This is a genomic window from Brevibacillus composti (assembly GCF_016406105.1).
Classification (GTDB): domain Bacteria; phylum Bacillota; class Bacilli; order Brevibacillales; family Brevibacillaceae; genus Brevibacillus; species Brevibacillus composti.
The window spans coordinates 1,577,010-1,593,724 of sequence record NZ_CP066308.1; the positions used below are offsets into that span (position 1 = coordinate 1,577,010).

The 16,715-nt window shown below is 54.1% G+C and carries 18 protein-coding genes and 1 riboswitch; of the genes, 13 read left to right on the forward strand and 5 right to left on the reverse strand.

Annotation, left to right across the window (positions count from 1 at the left end; translation table 11 throughout):
- The first annotated feature begins 92 nt into the window (after positions 1 to 92).
- The 3 genes from JD108_RS08270 to speD all read left to right on the forward strand — a co-directional run bounded on the left by JD108_RS08270 (position 93) and on the right by speD (position 2,192).
- Positions 93 to 605, forward strand: coding sequence for a DUF4446 family protein (locus tag JD108_RS08270; protein ID WP_198829359.1), 513 nt, complete (start codon positions 93 to 95; stop codon positions 603 to 605).
- A 339-nt stretch (positions 606 to 944) separates the two neighbouring features.
- A complete protein-coding gene (locus JD108_RS08275) occupies positions 945 to 1,541 on the forward strand; it encodes a hypothetical protein (RefSeq protein ID WP_198829360.1) in 597 nt (198 codons plus the stop codon).
- A 246-nt stretch (positions 1,542 to 1,787) separates the two neighbouring features.
- Positions 1,788 to 2,192, forward strand: coding sequence for an adenosylmethionine decarboxylase (speD, locus tag JD108_RS08280; RefSeq protein ID WP_198829361.1), 405 nt, complete (start codon positions 1,788 to 1,790; stop codon positions 2,190 to 2,192).
- A 71-nt stretch (positions 2,193 to 2,263) separates the two neighbouring features.
- Here the strand turns inward: speD and JD108_RS08285 are convergent, their stop codons facing one another.
- A complete protein-coding gene (locus JD108_RS08285) occupies positions 2,264 to 2,878 on the reverse strand; it encodes a YhcN/YlaJ family sporulation lipoprotein (protein WP_198829362.1) in 615 nt (204 codons plus the stop codon).
- A 136-nt stretch (positions 2,879 to 3,014) separates the two neighbouring features.
- Between JD108_RS08285 and typA the strand changes: the two genes are divergently transcribed.
- Positions 3,015 to 4,847: a translational GTPase TypA gene (gene typA, locus JD108_RS08290; protein WP_198829363.1), complete on the forward strand. Its 1,833-nt coding sequence runs from the start codon at positions 3,015 to 3,017 to the stop codon at positions 4,845 to 4,847.
- Between the two features lie 110 nt (positions 4,848 to 4,957).
- Here the strand turns inward: typA and JD108_RS08295 are convergent, their stop codons facing one another.
- Both JD108_RS08295 and JD108_RS08300 read right to left on the reverse strand, forming a co-directional pair.
- Positions 4,958 to 5,431, reverse strand: a complete 474-nt coding sequence (locus JD108_RS08295) for a glutathione peroxidase (protein WP_198829364.1) — start codon at positions 5,429 to 5,431, stop codon at positions 4,958 to 4,960.
- Between the two features lie 167 nt (positions 5,432 to 5,598).
- On the reverse strand, positions 5,599 to 5,832 hold the full coding sequence (locus JD108_RS08300; RefSeq protein ID WP_198829365.1) for a hypothetical protein: 234 nt from the start codon (positions 5,830 to 5,832) through the stop codon (positions 5,599 to 5,601).
- A 221-nt stretch (positions 5,833 to 6,053) separates the two neighbouring features.
- Between JD108_RS08300 and JD108_RS08305 the strand changes: the two genes are divergently transcribed.
- The 5 genes from JD108_RS08305 to JD108_RS08325 all read left to right on the forward strand — a co-directional run bounded on the left by JD108_RS08305 (position 6,054) and on the right by JD108_RS08325 (position 10,755).
- Positions 6,054 to 7,406, forward strand: a complete 1,353-nt coding sequence (locus JD108_RS08305; protein ID WP_198826639.1) for an ISLre2 family transposase — start codon at positions 6,054 to 6,056, stop codon at positions 7,404 to 7,406.
- 205 nt (positions 7,407 to 7,611) lie between these two features.
- Entirely contained in the window at positions 7,612 to 8,469 is an 858-nt protein-coding gene (locus JD108_RS08310) for a deoxyribonuclease IV (RefSeq protein WP_198829366.1), read from the forward strand.
- Between the two features lie 3 nt (positions 8,470 to 8,472).
- Entirely contained in the window at positions 8,473 to 8,799 is a 327-nt protein-coding gene (locus JD108_RS08315; protein WP_198829367.1) for a YlaH-like family protein, read from the forward strand.
- Positions 8,800 to 8,809: 10 nt separating this feature from the next.
- The gene (locus JD108_RS08320) at positions 8,810 to 9,082 is read left to right on the forward strand and encodes a hypothetical protein (RefSeq protein WP_198829368.1); all 273 of its coding nucleotides are present in this window, start codon (positions 8,810 to 8,812) and stop codon (positions 9,080 to 9,082) included.
- A gap of 329 nt (positions 9,083 to 9,411) precedes the next feature.
- A complete protein-coding gene (locus tag JD108_RS08325) occupies positions 9,412 to 10,755 on the forward strand; it encodes a hypothetical protein (RefSeq protein ID WP_198829369.1) in 1,344 nt (447 codons plus the stop codon).
- On the opposite strand, the gene JD108_RS08330 is transcribed toward JD108_RS08325, so the two are convergent.
- Positions 10,752 to 11,090 (reverse strand): DUF5665 domain-containing protein, encoded by a 339-nt coding sequence (locus tag JD108_RS08330; RefSeq protein WP_198829370.1) that lies wholly within the window; start codon positions 11,088 to 11,090, stop codon positions 10,752 to 10,754. The two genes, JD108_RS08325 and JD108_RS08330, sit on opposite strands and share 4 nt — an antisense overlap.
- 152 nt (positions 11,091 to 11,242) lie before the next feature.
- On the opposite strand from JD108_RS08330, the gene JD108_RS08335 reads away from it, so the two are divergent.
- The 3 genes from JD108_RS08335 (at position 11,243) to JD108_RS08345 (ending at position 14,377) form a co-directional block, all read left to right on the forward strand.
- Positions 11,243 to 11,701, forward strand: a complete 459-nt coding sequence (locus JD108_RS08335; RefSeq protein WP_198829371.1) for a pyridoxamine 5'-phosphate oxidase family protein — start codon at positions 11,243 to 11,245, stop codon at positions 11,699 to 11,701.
- 83 nt (positions 11,702 to 11,784) lie between these two features.
- A riboswitch (SAM riboswitch) is annotated at positions 11,785 to 11,913 on the forward strand.
- 95 nt (positions 11,914 to 12,008) lie between these two features.
- On the forward strand, positions 12,009 to 13,178 hold the full coding sequence (locus JD108_RS08340; RefSeq protein ID WP_198829372.1) for an aminotransferase class I/II-fold pyridoxal phosphate-dependent enzyme: 1,170 nt from the start codon (positions 12,009 to 12,011) through the stop codon (positions 13,176 to 13,178).
- Positions 13,175 to 14,377: an aminotransferase class I/II-fold pyridoxal phosphate-dependent enzyme gene (locus tag JD108_RS08345; RefSeq protein WP_228728353.1), complete on the forward strand. Its 1,203-nt coding sequence runs from the start codon at positions 13,175 to 13,177 to the stop codon at positions 14,375 to 14,377. The genes JD108_RS08340 and JD108_RS08345 overlap by 4 nt, the downstream gene beginning before the upstream one ends.
- A gap of 20 nt (positions 14,378 to 14,397) precedes the next feature.
- Here the strand turns inward: JD108_RS08345 and JD108_RS08350 are convergent, their stop codons facing one another.
- Entirely contained in the window at positions 14,398 to 15,009 is a 612-nt protein-coding gene (locus JD108_RS08350; protein ID WP_198829373.1) for a YhcN/YlaJ family sporulation lipoprotein, read from the reverse strand.
- A 209-nt stretch (positions 15,010 to 15,218) separates the two neighbouring features.
- Here JD108_RS08350 and JD108_RS08355 point away from each other — a divergent pair, with 209 nt between their 5' ends.
- Positions 15,219 to 16,553 carry a PhoH family protein gene (locus JD108_RS08355; RefSeq protein WP_198829374.1) on the forward strand — a complete coding sequence of 445 codons (1,335 nt, stop codon included), beginning with the start codon at positions 15,219 to 15,221 and terminating at the stop codon, positions 16,551 to 16,553.
- Positions 16,554 to 16,715 lie beyond the last annotated feature (162 nt).

The following is a 16,715-nucleotide window of genomic DNA, read 5'->3' on the forward strand; positions in this document are numbered from 1 at the left end:
GCTTCTTTCCCATTTGAATTGTTCCGTGGAGCAGTTGTACAATAGAGGAGGATTTGGGCGAAGCGCCCCACAAGAAAGGAAGAAAAAGGTACATGGAATCACTCCTATCGCTCACGGATAACGCCTCTTTGTTGCTCTTGATCTTGCTTGGACTCATCGTCCTGTTGTTTCTCTTCCTGATTGCCCAATCCGTCCGGATCCGCCGCCTGCGCAAATCGATCAACCGCCTATTGGTCGGAACGAATGGAACCAATCTGGAAGAAGGCATGCACCATCTTCTCGGCGAGTTGGAGGATGTGAAAAAACGGCAGACGGATCAGCAGTTTCTGTTGAATCGCCTGTCGCAGCGGGTTGCCGGACAGTGCGCAAACGTCGGAATCGTTCGCTACAATGCGTTTGAAGACATTGGCAGCGATCTCAGCTTTTCGATGGCGATCCTCGACGATGCCCAAAACGGCGTGGTCGTCACCAGCATATACAGCCGGATGGAGTCGCGGGTGTACGCGAAGCCGATCGAACAAGGGACATCCCCCTACCACCTATCGGAAGAAGAACTCACCGCGATTCGCAAAGCCATGAACCAGCTATCCGGCCGAACCTCCTGAATGACAGCATAAAACAGGGATATCGGGAAGCATCGGGGAGAATCAGAGAGTTCTCTTTGCGTCAAGATGCATTTCAGCCGATATTGGTCTATTTTGCGAAAATTCATCCGCTTTTCGCTCAAGACTTTTTGGCATCCCCGTAGTATAATAAAGAAGTACTGTCGGCTTTAAATACGAAAAGTAGGTGATCCGCCTTCAATACCCAAATCGATTTTCGATTCGCGGGGCAAGGCCAGGTTCTACAGCGTTCCTTCGTCGACACTTAGCGTAGCTCCTCATTTTTGGAAAACTGTTATCGTCCATACGATCAGGGAAACCAAGAGAATTGAGGAGATAGTTATGGCACAGCGTTTAGCTACTAATTACGCCCAGGCCTATTTTACGATGAACGAAGAAGAGTTGAACCGATTCGTCTCTCTCTTCACCAATGAACACATTTCGGTCGAAGTGAAGATTTGTGAAAACGGCGATCGGGACGTTTTGTTGACGGACCAGAGCGGTGAGATCCAATTAACCTTTCATCGCTTGGGAAACCGGTATTCCTGTGAAAGTTCTTACCTCATCCGAGACATACAACTGGCTAATGCCATGCGGAAAGCAATGAAAACGTTTCGAGGCCACGGAATCGTCCACCGGATTTATCAAGGGTTCACCGTCGTTTATCACTACGACGAAGGGTCTGTTGTGAAAATCCAGGAAGTAACCGACGACGGAGAAGTGTCCATTTTTGAAAATGCAGCACCCCATGCAGCCAAGGAACTGGAAAATTTGTTCCGGCAAACGGGGAGTGAGTGTGAGATTGACTCGATCCGACAAGAGACGGACAGATGGCTGGACTTGCGCAACTGGGCCAAAGGCGCGGCTCAGGAAAAGCTCGAGATGATCGACCGGAAGCTTTGTGAATTGTCACGGCGATTGTTTGAGCTGGAAGCCTAAAAAACCAATGTTTACTGCAAAAAATGGGGGCAAAGGCGCCCATTTTTTCTTTTCCTTGTTTTTCTTTGAAAAAAGGTATTGCTAACTAGGCCGAAGCATGGTATGGTTGTTTTCGTTGGAAACAGGATTAGGAACCAGGATTCACTTTAAAGGGTGGATTACTTGAGGGAAGCCGCCCCCGTTAGTGAATGACGCAGGTCCTAGCGATGTTTAACATTACACTTGCTAGGAAGGGGGAACCGAAAGATGGAATACTCGACTTTCGGAAGACACGTTGCCGTTGACACATGGGGAGTTCAGTTTGACTTGTTGAACGACGCCGAATTTTTGAAAAAGGAAATGATTGAGGCTGCTGAAAGCTGTGGTGCCACTGTACTGAGTGTGCAAGCCAAGCAATTTTCTCCTCAAGGGGCTACCGTTCTGGTTCTTCTCTCGGAAAGCCATCTGTCCATCCATACCTACCCGGAGCGCGGATTTGCCGCTCTGGACTGCTACACCTGCGGTGAAACCGTAGACCCGCAAGTCGCCATTGATTATCTGGTATCTGTGTTGAAACCGGAAAAAGTGTATGCGAAGAAATTGGTTCGCGGCACAGGCGAATTGCAAGTGGTTGAACCGGAAATGAAGGCGGCCGAGGTGGCAGTGAAGTAACGACGAAACAAAAGCCAAGAGGTGCGGCAATGTCCGCACCTCTTTTGTGTCAAAAAACTGCTTCGCCCCGATTACCGGAATGGAGCCGTAACCGCGCGTCCGAGATCGCGGATCAGCACGGTGAAGTCGCTCGCGGCATTATGCAGGTTGGGCCAAGCGGTATTCGGGCCGGATGTCACGGCTTGACCCGCTTGGGTAAACCCTTGCGTTACCGTCGAGCTGAGCCCTTGGATTCGGCCGTACATCGTATCGTCGGACGTCACGCGGATATTCATCTGCGGAGCGATCTGTCTCGCAGCCGCTTGGACTTTTTGCTCCGTGACTTGCCGCTGTTGGCGTTGATTGGGACCAAAACGGGTTTGAATCCCGATTACCGCGTCATTGCCATAGACCACGGCGGTAGAAGCTACCACACCGGGCACATCCGCGGCGGCTTTGACCATCCGGTCAGCCACGGTTCGATCGAACTGGTTGCCGTACGTGGCTCCCTGCTGCTGATTGACGTTGCCACGGTTGGCATTTTGATTCATCTGGTTAGGGGAAGCATTTTGCGTCGCCGCAGTGTTGGGGCGAGCTGCATTCTGGGTCTTCTGCCCGTTTTGTTGATCGGTGCCAGATGTTGCACAGCCGGACAAAGCGGTCATAAGCAGCAAACCCACCACGGAATACGTCCATTTATTATTCATGGGGTCCACCTCCTGCGATTAGTATGAGTCCGCTGCAGAGACACTACTCAGGAAGGGACTGGATGTCAAAACGCCCCATTGTGCCTTGTATCATGACCTGTTAATATGAATTGTACGCAAAAAAGAGGAGGTTTCCATGAAGCGTCTTGATATACGCAACATCGCAATTATTGCCCACGTCGACCACGGGAAAACTACGCTGGTGGACAAACTGCTGATTCAATCGGGTACTTTTCGAAGCAACCAGCAAGTAGAAGAGCGGATGATGGACTCCAACGACCTGGAGAGAGAGCGTGGAATCACGATTCTCGCCAAAACCACATCCGTCAAATACAACGAATACACCATCAACATCCTGGATACGCCGGGCCACGCCGACTTTGGCGGAGAAGTAGAGCGGATCATGAGCATGGTGGACGGTGTCATTCTGATCGTCGATGCTTTTGAAGGATGCATGCCGCAAACGCGGTTTGTCCTGAAAAAAGCGCTGGAGTCAAACGTAACGCCGATCGTCGTGGTCAATAAAGTGGACCGTGAGAACGCACGCCCGCAAGAAGTAATCAATGAGATTTACGACCTCTTTATTGATCTCGACGCAACAGAAGAGCAGCTGGAGTTCCCGATCGTTTATGCATCGGGCCTGCAGGGAATTGCCGGCATGGAGCCGGACAAGCTGGAGGGCGACTTGCGCCCGCTGTTTGATACCATTATTAAGCATATTCCAGCGCCGGAGGCCAACCATGAGGAGCCGCTGCAAATGCAGGTGACCATGCTCGATTACAACGACTTCTTGGGTCGGATCGGGATCGGCCGCATCTACCGCGGCGTGCTGAACGTAAACGACACGGTCGCGCTGGTCAAGCGCGACGGTTCGATCAAACGCATGCGCGTGCAGAAGCTGTTTGGCTTCTCCGGCTTGCAGCGCGTGGAGCAAAAGACGGCCAAGGCGGGGGATATCGTCGCCATCTCCGGCCTGGAGGACATCAACGTAGGGGAGACTGTTTGCCATGCCGATCATCCGGACCCGCTGCCGCTCCTCAAAATCGATGAGCCAACGCTGCAGATGACCTTCTTGGTCAACAACAGTCCGTTTGCCGGCCGGGAAGGGAAGCACGTCACCTCCCGCAAGCTGCGCGACCGTCTGATGGCGGAGCTCGAGACCGATGTCTCGCTGCGCGTGGAGGAGACGGATTCGCCGGACGCCTTCATCGTGTCGGGCCGCGGTGAGCTTCACCTCTCCATTCTGGTCGAAAACATGCGCCGGGAAGGCTTCGAGCTGGGTGTATCCAAGCCTGAGGTAATCGTCCGGGTGATCGATGGACAGAAAATGGAGCCGGCGGAACGTCTGATTATCGACGTGCCGGAAGAATATACGGGTCCTGTGATGGAAACGCTCGGCCAACGAAAAGCGGAAATGGTCAACATGATCAATAATGGCTTTGGCCAAGTCCGTCTGGAGTTCATCATCCCGTCCCGCGGGCTGATCGGGTACCGCACGGAGTTTTTGACGATTACACGCGGCTACGGCATCATGAACCACTCCTTTGACAGCTATCGTCCGCTGGTCGCGGGCAGTGTCGGCGGCCGCCATGCCGGAGTCCTGATTTCCAACGAGACCGGGACAGCCACCACCTATGGCCTCATGTCCGTGGAAGATCGCGGCATCATGTTTATCGAGCCGGGTACCGAGGTGTACGAAGGCATGATCGTAGGCGAACACAACCGCGACAATGATCTGACGGTCAACGTTTGCAAAGAGAAGCACGCGACCAACGTCCGCTCGGCCACGAAGGATGATACCGTCAAAATGAAGACGCCTCGTCTGCTGACGCTGGAAGAGGCGCTCGAATACCTGAATGACGACGAGCTGTGCGAGGTCACTCCGACCTCTGTGCGCCTGCGCAAAAAATACCTGACCAAATCGGAGCGGGAGCGCTACGAGAAACAAAAGCGCTACGTCACCCAGTAAGCCTGGTTGCCGATCCGATGCATAAGAAAACCGCCTGGGTCACAGGCGGTTTTTCTTCGTGCTTTTTTCACGGTTTTTCACTTTTGCGAGCACATCCAATGTTTCACGCTTTACAAATACGGCTCGATGATTTCTGTCAGTTCTTCCGGTTTGGTGCGGGGGTCGATCCGTTTGACCACTTGACCGTCCCGATCCACCAGGAACTTGGCGAAATTCCATTCGATCTCCTGGTCCTCGCCGCTTGGAGCATGGCTCTTGAGATACTGGTAAAGCGGATGGGCGTTTGGCCCGTTGACGTCGATTTTGGCAAACAGCGGAAAGCTGACGCCGTAGTTGCGCTCGCAGAAGGCTGCGATTTCTTCTTCCGTCCCGGGCTCCTGCTGGGCGAACTGATTGCAGGGAAAGCCCAGTACGACCAGCCCGCGGTCCCGATAGGTTTCGTACAATTCCTGCAGCCCTTTGTACTGCGGAGTAAGACCGCAGGCACTTGCCGTATTCACAATCAACAGAACGCTGCCTTTATAGCTCGCAAGCGTTGTCTCCTGACCGGATATCGTTTTCACCGCGATGTCATAGATACCCAAGGACTCCACCTCATTTCAAAAAAATGACCACCGCCTCCACTATACCATGGGCGAGGAGGATCCTTCCAGCAGGATGGGGACCAGGGAACGCAGACTACAGAGGCTGTGACGATAGCGGCTAGACTGCGAGGGCTGACCCGTAAAAACTGCATGTACGAGTTTGTACCTTACAAGAGCTGCTTCAAGATCGTCAGCTCCACCTCCGACAAGATCACCTGCTGCACCGATTCCGAGCCCTTGCGAACCGTGCTCTGCAGAACGCGAACCACACCCTCGGGATTTTGCGCGATGATGGTCCGGACTTCTCCCGCTTCGCTCTTTCTCCGGGAGTCATGCATGACGGTGTAGTCGAAGTGCTCCTCCAGAAAACGGAGACTGGCCATCGCCTGGATATGCTTCATGGAAAATCCCTCCCGCTCGCCTCTTTCTATCATTCGTATGAAGCGGGCGGGACGAGAATGCATCCGAAGAAATGGCCAAGGAGGTTGTATGAGTAAAATGTTCGTGGGCAAACCGAAAAGAAATTTTTGAAGAAAAATCAGTTGGAGGGTATAGAAAAGGGCTTCTCTTCTTGGTAAAGTGTAAAGCGCCAAAACCAAACACACCAAGGAGGAGAAACCCTGTGAGCAAGTTTACCACGGAATTTCCCACAATGAAAGAGCTTGAAACGTTGTTGTTTCGAACGTTGCAGGAACAGTTCGCTGCCGGTATGGCTTATATTTTGGAAGCGTTGGACGAGTATCTGATGCATCAACGGGATCATTCACGCTTTCGGCTAAAGGACCAACGAGAAGTCCAGATCGACACGCTCTTTGGTACGGTTCGATTCAAACGGCGATTGTATCAGGATCGCGTGAAGGGTCAACATGTGTATTTGTTGGATCGTATGCTGGCCTTTGACGGGCGGGAGAAGCTAAGCCCGTTTTTGGAAGAGATAGCGATCGAATTTGCTAGCCAAGGCCCCTCGTACCGGGACAGCGCAAAACGCTTGGAAGCGTTACTGGGGTATCGGGTACTGAGCCATGAGGCCATTCGGGACAAACTAATCACGCGGGTTGAACAAGCATCAACCATCGTGTCGAAAGCGACCCGAAGGTCGGTTCGCGTATTGTTTGTGGAAGTGGATGGACTTTACACCTCATTGCAGAGGCAACGCCAGCGGGGAATGGAAAATCGAATGGCGATTGTGCACGAAGGATGGGAACAAGAGGGGGACCGAGTGCGGCTTAGGTCGAAACGCCATTACCTGCATACGACGAAGGGAGAGTTCTGGGAAGGGTTTGGCGACTTTCTGGTTCGTCATTACGACATGGATGAAAACACATGGATCGTAGTCAATGGGGATGGGGCCAATTGGATTGGAGAATGCGAATCCTACTTTCACCGCTGTATTTACACACTGGATCGCTTTCATGTGGCGCGAGAATTGCGCCGATTCCTGGGTCAGTTGCCAGAGACGTGGCAGACGGTAAGGCAGGCGTTGGCGGCCTTTGAAGCGGATATCTTGCTGGCGACAGTAGAGTCCGTACCGGAGGAAAAGATTCTGGAAGAGCACCGGAACGAATGGCGGAAATACGTGGCCTATTTACGGCGGCATCGAAGGCATCTTATCGACTATCGAAAGGTTCTGGGTGAAGCTGGTATCGACACGACGGGCATGCGTCCAATGGGGAGTGCGGAAGCGCAAATGCGGGTGATGGCAAAAAGGACCAAACGAGGCGGCTACAGTTGGAGTGTACGGGGAGTACAAGCGATGTTGCGAGCCATTATGGCACGACAAGAGGGAAGTCGTTTGAGCGGCCAGGCGATAGCGAAGAAGCAAGTGTTACAGCCCAACCCAATGGTCCGAGTGAAGGACTTGCTACGGGAAGTGAAAGAGCAGGCAAAAGGCTATATAAACGGGACGATCCGCCTGTTGCACGGGCCATATCAAAGCAGCCCTACCGGGCTGGCCTTAAAAGCCCTTCGCGGATGAGGCAAAAATCGAGTGGAAGAAAGGAATCATACAAAAATAAAGCGCTTTCAAGAAGAGGAAACCAGAAGTCTTATTTTGGAGACAAAAAAATCCTGCCCACTATGGCTTGACTCACACAAGGAGGTTCAGCATTTTGACAGGTTCACTGCCAACTGATAAAGTGAAATGGATGGCGATGTTACTGAAAAATGGGAGTGACTATAGATTGAAAATCGGATGTCATATTAGTGTCGGAAAAGGACTGGAAAGCGCTGTTTTGCGGGCAGTAGAGCTGGGGGCGGAATCGCTGCAGGTGTTTACGAAAAACCCGCGCGGACTGCGCCCGAAAAAAGTGGATTACAAAGACGCGGAAAAAGGGGTCGCCCTCCTGCGGGAGCATGATTTGGAGCTGATCTGCCATACTCCGTACATTACGAATCTCTCGACGCCCAAGGAAGATTTGCAAGAGGTGACGATTCGTTCTATTCTGGAAGATCTGCACATTGCCGAAGCGTATGGAGCGAGCGGCGCCGTCGTCCACTGCGGCAAGCATGTGGGAGAAGGGGAAGAGTACGGGATCAAGCGGATGGTGGAGACGCTGGATTTGATCCTCGACCAATACGAGGGGAGCGTCAAGCTGCTCCTCGAAAATACGGCTGGCCAAGGCTCTGAGCTGGGCCTGACGATCCCTTCTCTGATGGAGATCCGCGGGGCGACACGCAATGCGGACAAAATCGGCTTTTGCTTTGACACCTGCCACTCTTTTGCAGCAGGCGAGTGGAGCGAGGAGACGTTTGACCGCTTGCTGGAGGAGATGGAGCAGACCGGCTATCTGCAGCATCTGGTGGCGATCCACTTTAATGACAGCAAAGCGCCGTTTGCAAGCCGCAAAGACCGGCATGAAAAAATCGGGAAAGGGGAAATCGGCAGCAAGGCGCTGGCCAAATTCCTCGTATCCGAAAAGCTGCAGCATCTTCCGGTGATTCTGGAAACGCCGGTGGACGACGAGCGTGAGTACGCAGAAGAAATGGTCTATCTGCATGAGCTTCGCGGCAGCGGTGCAGCGGCAGGTCAGGAGGGGTAGAGAGTGGAGTGGTTTGATCTCGTATCGACATACACCCCTTCTTCTGCGGGGGAGCCTTCCTGGTATGACAGCTTTCGCCTGTGGGCGGACAAGTCCCGTACGTGGATCATTTTTATCCAGTTGATTCTCGTTTATTATCTGGGCTTTGCGACCCGTATACGCATGCCCCTGTTGAAGAATATCCTGCTGTATCTTCTCCTCTTTGTCGGCGCCTTGATTTTCGCCATTCTGGATGTGCGGCTGCCTGTGAAGAGCGGGCTCATGATCGCGATCGCCATCCTGGTGATTGTCAAGGTGCGGATTAAGCCCGACGGGAGCACCAGAAAGTGAGGAAGATCCGATGAAGCGTGAAGATGCTTTGGCTAACTGGCTGCAAATCAGACTGGTTGCGGATGCGCGGCCCGAGGATCGCTCGGCGGCCGATACCGCCTCTTTTTTCGAGGAAATTCTGCGGGAAGATCACCTGGCTGGGGAGTTGTCCTACAGAGCGGAAGAGGATAGCTATCTCGTCTCGGCCCGATTTGCGGATGAGTGGTACTACCGCCGCTTTGACCGGGAGGAAGCGGAGTCTCTCCTGGCCGCGATCCAAAGCGAGCCGCGCTATAACCAGTAGGTGCCCATGCTGCGCCAGCGAGGGAAATAGCCCTGTCACCACGGGAGGTGCCAGGGCTTTTCGCGTTCTGTCAGCAGAGGGACACAGGCACTGTCCAAGCCGATAGAACTGTCTGCGCTGGCCGGAGATGCGGGTAGCAAAGCCGCCTACACCCGAAGCCCCATCTCAGATGGCTGCGGGCGAGGGACCTGCTTGTCATGAGACCGGAGAGCTACACAAATCGAGGGAACCTTGTCTATTTTTTCGAGTCTGCAACCTTTCCGGGAAGTCGGCCGTCTGTAAGATTGCCCGACACAGTGAGGGGAAATATGGAAAGGGGAAAGACAATAATGAAAAAATACATGACAAAGCCCGTTCTGGCCGTATTGGCTGCCGCTACGATTATCGGGGGCACAGCGCCGATTCTGGCCAATGCCAGTTCTCTCAGCGGCAGTCCTGCAACAAAAGTCGTTATGAACGAAGAAGGCAAGCAGGTCACTCGTTACAATTTGAAAGAATTGGCGGAAAAGGACCCGGCTACGCTGAATCTTCTCTTGAAAACGCAAGCCGATCATCTGTACATCGTCGTGGACAAACTGAATCTCGACGTAAAAATGCAGACCTTTATCGAACAAAATGAAGCGGAATGGAACCGCATCTACAATCAGTATTACAGCGACATCTACCTGGAAGTGCGGTTGAACGAGGAGGACCAAGGCTTTCTGAGCCTGACACCGGAAACCAAGGAGAACACGACCTACCTGAGGGGGGAAGTGACGGAAGACGTCACCAAAGTCGTGGTCGTCAAGCCAAACGGCGATACGATCGAGGTCGTGCCGACGGCCAAAGATACCTTTACCGTGAGCTTTGCGGCCGTCGTCAGTGCCACCCCCAAGTACGCTACCGTGAAGGCGTATGTCGACGACAAACTGGTTGACACGCGTGAGGTGCAAGTGAATACCGGGACAGTGGTGGACAGCGACGTAGTCATTCATACCCAGGCCGTACTGGATAAAAGCAAGGGCGAACTGAAAGTAAACGGGGTCGTAAATACCGAACATGGCAAGGTAGTCGTCACCTATGACGGCGAAACGAGAGGGGCCGGGGTGAAAAAGCTGTGGGAAGGCGTCGGTTCCTACTCGGTTACCTTCAAAGATGCCGTAGCGGGCAAAGGAAAAGTCCTGGTCGAAGTGTACAAGGACGGCAAAAAACTGGATTCTGAGTGGGTGGAAGTGGTTGTAACCGGAAAAGAGGAAAAACGGTCCAAACCAGATCCGGCCAAGCCTGACACGTACACGATCACCGGAAAAGCCAAGCTGGATGCCAAAGACAAGGAAATCGAAGTAGAAGGAAAAGTAAGCGGCTACGCCAAGAACAAGAAGGCGAAGCTATACGTGATTGCGCCAGACGGAAACAGACATGAAGTGAAGGTGGATGACGAAGGCGAGTTTGAGGCAAAGCTGTCGTACAAAAACCGTTCGTACAGCGCCAAATCCGTCCGTCTGGAACTGGTGATCGACGGCAAGACTGTCGCGACTGCCGACATCCCTCATGGCACACCGGTTAACGGGGAGGAAAAGGGCAAGGGCAAAGAGAAGAAGCATCCAAACGGCAATGCCTACGGCTATTGGAAAAAACACGGCAATGATGATCACGGCGACGATGACCGTGACGATGAACGGGATGACGACTAAGGCTGACCGTAATAACCGGCTACGTAGTCAACAATTTGGCGAATGTAGTCGCCGATAATGGGGACAGCGAAGAATTTGCTCAGGACGGAGCCCAGCAGGGCGAGTACAATGGCTGTTCCGATCGTCAGTCCCAAGCCCCGTGCCAAGCCTGCGAGGAAATTCGTGACAAGCAGCTTGCGCGGGGCTGTATAATTTTGAATCACGTCAGCCAGGCGAATATCCTCCAAAAACAGGGCGATTTTGTCCATGCGCTCGTTTAGCTTGCGCACTTCCTGCAATTCGGCGAGCAGTTGATCGATCTTTTCTAACAGGCGGTCCACAGGGGTAGTCTGCATCTGAAAATCTCCTCCTGTCATCTGTTGTTCCAAGTATCTAACAGTCTAGGGAAAATGAGGGCAAGAATCAAGCGGGACCGGAAAGGTTTGCCTATCGTTACCCTGACAGGTACAATAGACATGACATTACTTTATGACGAGGAGGCTTCGGAATGGCTGAGACTGTATCCCAGACACTTTCGGAGGAATTGTTTGGGCTGTTGCAACAGGAGCGCTTTGTGACGCTGGGTACGATTGACCACGAGTCAGGAGCTCCTTCGCTCAGCTCGCTTTCCTGGACATACGCGGCTACCCCGCAAGTCATCCGGTTTGCGGTCGATAATCGCTCGCGCATCCTGGCCAATATTGCCAAACAGCCGCAAGTCGTTCTGCACTTGATCGGCGCCGGTTCATCCTACGCGATCAATGGCCGGGCGGTCGTAAAAACCGAACGGATGGAGAATGTTCCGCTGAAGCTGGCGATGGTGGAAGTGACGATTGAAGCTGTACGCGATGTCATGTTCTACGGCTCGCGTATCTCTGTGGAACCCCAGTATGAAAAAACGTATGACAAAAATGCGGCGGCCAAGCTGGACAATCAGGTGATGACCGCGCTGCGCGGGGCTGAATAAAAGTAGACAGCAGCAAAAAGAAATAAGTTGACAGTTTCTTATTTTTTCCGGTAGTATTAGGATCAATCAAATGAATAGCAAACTTCTTATCCAGAGTGGCGGAGGGACTGGCCCGATGATGCCCGGCAACCAATTTTCCTGTGATCCTTGTATGAGCAGGACAATACGGTGCTAATTCCTGCAGAGCGATGTTTTGCTCTGAAAGATGAGAAGGGTTTGCTTACGGCGACGTAAACAAAGCCTTCTTTTCAGAGGAAAAGGGGGCTTTTTTCATGCCCTCGTTCAACATGGGAGGGGAGAGAGAAAGATGCATGTAGAAACCAAACTGGTTCAAGCGGGAGTGGGACGCGACGGGACGACCGGCGCAGTCAGCTTTCCCGTCTATTACGCGACGGCCTATCGTCACCCGTCTTTGGGGCAGAGTACAGGATATGACTATGCACGAACGGCCAATCCGACGCGAACGGTCGTAGAGGAAGCCATCGCCGAAGCGGAGAGCGGCGACGCGGGCTTTGCCTGTGCATCGGGCATGGCCGCCATTCACACCGTGATGGGCTTGTTTTCCAAAGGAGATCACCTGATCGTGTCGCTTGACTTGTACGGGGGCACGTATCGTCTGTTCGAGCAGGTCCTGACCCGTTACGGCCTGCAGTTCAGCTACGTGGACCTGCGCGATCTGCGAGCGCTGGAGGATGCCGTGCGGCCGGAGACAAAAGCGGTGTTTATCGAAACGCCGACCAACCCGTTGATGCAGATTACCGACATCCGGGCTGTCTCGGTCATCGCAAAGAAATACGGGCTGCTCACACTGGTCGACAATACGTTTATGACACCCTACTGTCAGCGGCCATTGGAGTTGGGGGCCGATCTGGTGCTGCACAGCGCCACCAAGTATCTCGGCGGGCATAATGACGTGCTGGCGGGCCTGATTGTGACAAAGGGAGCGGAGTTGTCTGAAAAGGTTCGGTTTTTGCACAATTCCATCGGCGCCGTCCTCGGTCCGCAGGACAGCTGGCTGCTCCTCAGAGGGATGAAAACCCTCGCCCTGCGCATGGAGCGGCATCAGAGCAATGCTCTGGCGATCGCGGAAAAACTGCGGGAGCACCCCGCCGTGGCAGAGGTCTTTTATCCGGGGCTGACCGACCATCCGGGCTATGAGATTCAGAGCGGGCAGGCGAGCGGCTACAGCGGCATGGTATCATTCCGGGTGCGCTCTGCCGCACAGGTGGCTCCTTTCCTGGAGCACCTGCGGATCGTCTCCTTTGCCGAGAGTCTGGGAGGCGTAGAGTCGCTGTGCACCTACCCGGCCACCCAGACCCATGCCGATATCCCGCAGGAGATTCGCGAGTACGTGGGCGTATGCGATCGGCTGCTGCGGCTGTCGGTCGGGATCGAGCATCCCGAAGATTTAATCGCGGATATCAGCCAGGCGCTCGACGCCACCCTGAGCCTGATCGCAGGGGAGTGTACCCGATGAAATTTGCAACCAAGCTGCTGCACGGAACCTCTTGTTTCGATCCTGTCACCGGGGCGGCCTCGACGCCCATCTATCAGGCCTCTACCTTTCACCAGGCCGATTTGGACCGGCCGGGAGCCTATGATTATGCGCGATCGGGGAATCCCACCCGTCAGGCTCTGGAAGAAGCGATCGCGGTGCTGGAGGGGGGAGAGCGGGGATTTGCCTTCGCCTCCGGTATGGCGGCCATCTCCAGCGTCTTCATGCTCTTTTCGGCGGGCGACCACGTCATCGTGGCCGAAGATGTGTACGGAGGGACCTACCGTTTTCTGACCAAGGTGCTGTCCCGCATGAATATCGATGTCACCTTTGTCGATACCACTTACGTAGATCGAGTGGCGGAGGCGATCACGCCGCGGACGAAGGGCATTTACCTGGAGACACCCTCCAATCCGACTCTGAAAGTGACGGATATTGCTGCGGTATGCAGGCTGGCGAAAAAATTTGACCTGCTGGTCATCGTCGACAACACGTTTTTGACCCCCTATTACCAACGTCCGCTGGAGCTGGGCGCGGACATCGTCATCCACTCGGCCACCAAGTTTATCGGCGGGCACAGCGACGTGGTAGCCGGCCTGGCGGTGACGAAAGACAATGACCTGGGGGAACAGCTCTATTTTATCCAAAATGGCATGGGGGCCGTACTGGGAGCGCAGGATTCCTGGCTGGTGATGCGCGGTCTGAAATCGCTGAAAGCCCGCCTGGATGTCAGTACCCGGACGGCGGAACAGATCGCGGGCTGGCTGCGCCACCATCCGGCTGTGACCAAGGTGTATTACACGGGGCTTAAGGATCATCCGGGCCACGAGCTCCAGTCCTGTCAGGCGAGCGGGCACGGGGCTGTCCTCTCGTTCGATGTGGGCAGCCGGGAGCGGGCGAAGGCGCTGTTTGACCGGGTCACGCTGCCGATCGTGGCGGTTAGTCTGGGCGCCGTGGAGACGATTCTCTCCTATCCGGCTGGCATGTCCCACGCGGCGATGCCCAAGGCGGAGAGAGAGACGAGGGGCATCACCGAGGGGCTGATCCGGCTGTCGGCCGGGCTGGAGGATGCCGACGATCTGATTCGCGATCTGGAGCAAGCCCTGCAAGGTTTGGAACTTTACGTGCCGCAGGTGACACACGCATACGAAGACGGCAAAGAGGCATTCTCCGGGGTGTAACCGGGGAATGCCTCTTCGTTTCAGGGCCGATTGACAGGGATTTTTTGATTGCCCTCGGGCTTTGCCTTGCCGCTTTTATTGATGCGCTGTTCATTTTGCCGATTGGGCGTCTCTTCCCGCCGCTGCACATCACGGGGAGCTTGCGGGATGATGCGGCCGACGATGTCCGCCAGCTCTTCCGCAGCACCGGCGACGGGACGTCCATTGCGGAAATCGGCCGCCATTTCACGCAGGCGCTGCACGATATCCGGATCGGCGGTGACGAGGGCAGCGGCTCCTTGGGGATCTTCCTTAAGTGCTTCCGCGACCGTATATTTGATCACGCCTACCTCCGGACGATCCAGATGTGCGTTCACGTCGATCCCGACGACGGCCCATTTGCCCATGACGACGGCAGTCGCGTCAGTCACGTTGGGCACCCGCGTCGCCAGCTGCACCAAGCGGTCTGCCGTCGCTTGCGGCGACTGGTCATAGGCGGGGGATGGCGCGGTCTGTTTCACACGCTGAGTCTCGTTGGCGGTTTGGCCGGGCTGCGGAGCGGCTTGATTGGCTGGGGGCTTGTTGGCGTTGTTGCATGCGGTGAAGAGCAGGCTGACACCAAGCGCGAGTATCATTGTCCGTTTCACGGTCATTCTCCTTTACCTAAAAGATGCATGCTCAAGATGTTTGCGCAGAAAAGAGATGATTACCCGTATTGTGTTCTCCTGTCCCACTTTTCATTCCGAGCGCCGTCTATCTTTTCTGGCACTGTCATACACTGTAGTACATCACGTCGCCAGCGGCAGAGCATCCCATCCAAAATTGCATAGGGTATATCAGATGGGTAATAGGAGGCGAGATTTTGAAGAAAATCTACGTTCTGGACACCAACGTACTCCTGCAAGATCCACGGGCGATGTTTTCCTTTGCGGACAACGAAATCGTCATACCCGCCGTGGTGTTGGAAGAAATTGACTCCAAAAAGCGCTATATGGACGAGATTGGCCGCAACGCCCGCTATGTATCAAGATTGTTGGACAGCTTTCGCGAATGGGGGCATCTGCATCAAGGAATTATGTTGGAAACGGGAGCGCTGTTCCGGGTGGAGCTCAACCATTCCTCCCTCTCCAAATTGCAAAAGCAATTTACGGAAATTACCAATGACAACCGGATTCTGGCAGTAGCGCTGAACTTGCAGGAAGAAGAAAATGTATCGCCTCATCCGCGGCCCGTCATACTCGTCAGCAAAGATGCACTGATGCGGGTGAAAGCAGATGCGCTCGGGCTGATCGCCGAAGATTTTCTGTCAGATCGGGTGGTCGGAGAACATTCCCATATCTACTCCGGTTACCATAAGCTGCAGGTGGCTCCAGACATCATCAAGAGCTACTACGCCAATCGCAGGCTCCCCCTGCAAACCAGCTTTCCCCAGCAACGCTTCTATCCGCACCAGTTTCTGGTCATGAAGGATGAATGCAATCCGTCGATCTCCGCGATCGGGAAGGTGGATACAGAGGGAAAAAATCTGGAGATGCTGCTCGCCGACGACGATCCCATGTGGGGCATTCGGGCGCGAAACGTTCAGCAAAAGATGGCAGTCGAACTGCTTTTGCGGGAGGATATCCCCCTGGTCACCATGACCGGGAAAGCCGGGACGGGAAAGACATTGCTCGCACTGGCGGCGGGCCTTTTGCAAATCGAAGACCTGCAGACGTACAAAAAGCTGCTGGTAGCCAGGCCGATCGTGCCGCTGGGCAAGGACATCGGCTATCTTCCCGGGGAAAAGGAAGAAAAGCTGCGGCCCTGGATGCAGCCGATCTATGACAATTTGGAATATTTGTTCAATACAAAGCGCTCCGGGGATCTGGACAAAATCCTGGCCGGAATGGGAAGTATTCAGGTAGAGGCCCTGACGTACATTCGCGGCCGTTCCATCCCCGGACAATTTATCATCATCGATGAGGCCCAGAATCTGACCAAGCATGAAGTAAAAACGATCCTTACGCGGGTAGGGGAGGGCTCCAAGATCGTCTTGATGGGCGATCCGGAACAGATTGACCATCCCTACCTGGACGAGAGCAATAACGGACTGACCTATGTCGTGGAGATGTTCAAGGATCAAAAGCTGGCCGGCCATATTCGCCTGGAAAAAGGGGAGAGGAGTGTCCTGGCCCAGCTGGCTGCGGATTTGCTGTAGGCCGAATAAGAACAGGAAAAGGGGTAAAGATATAGGTGTCGAGCCCAGTGATCCATGAATCAAACCGGCAAATAGCCTTGCAGGAGGCGAAGAACCGTGGATGGTCATGATCAAGCATTCGACAGTAGTCGAACTGGCGGAAACCGTACTCTTTAGGTAACA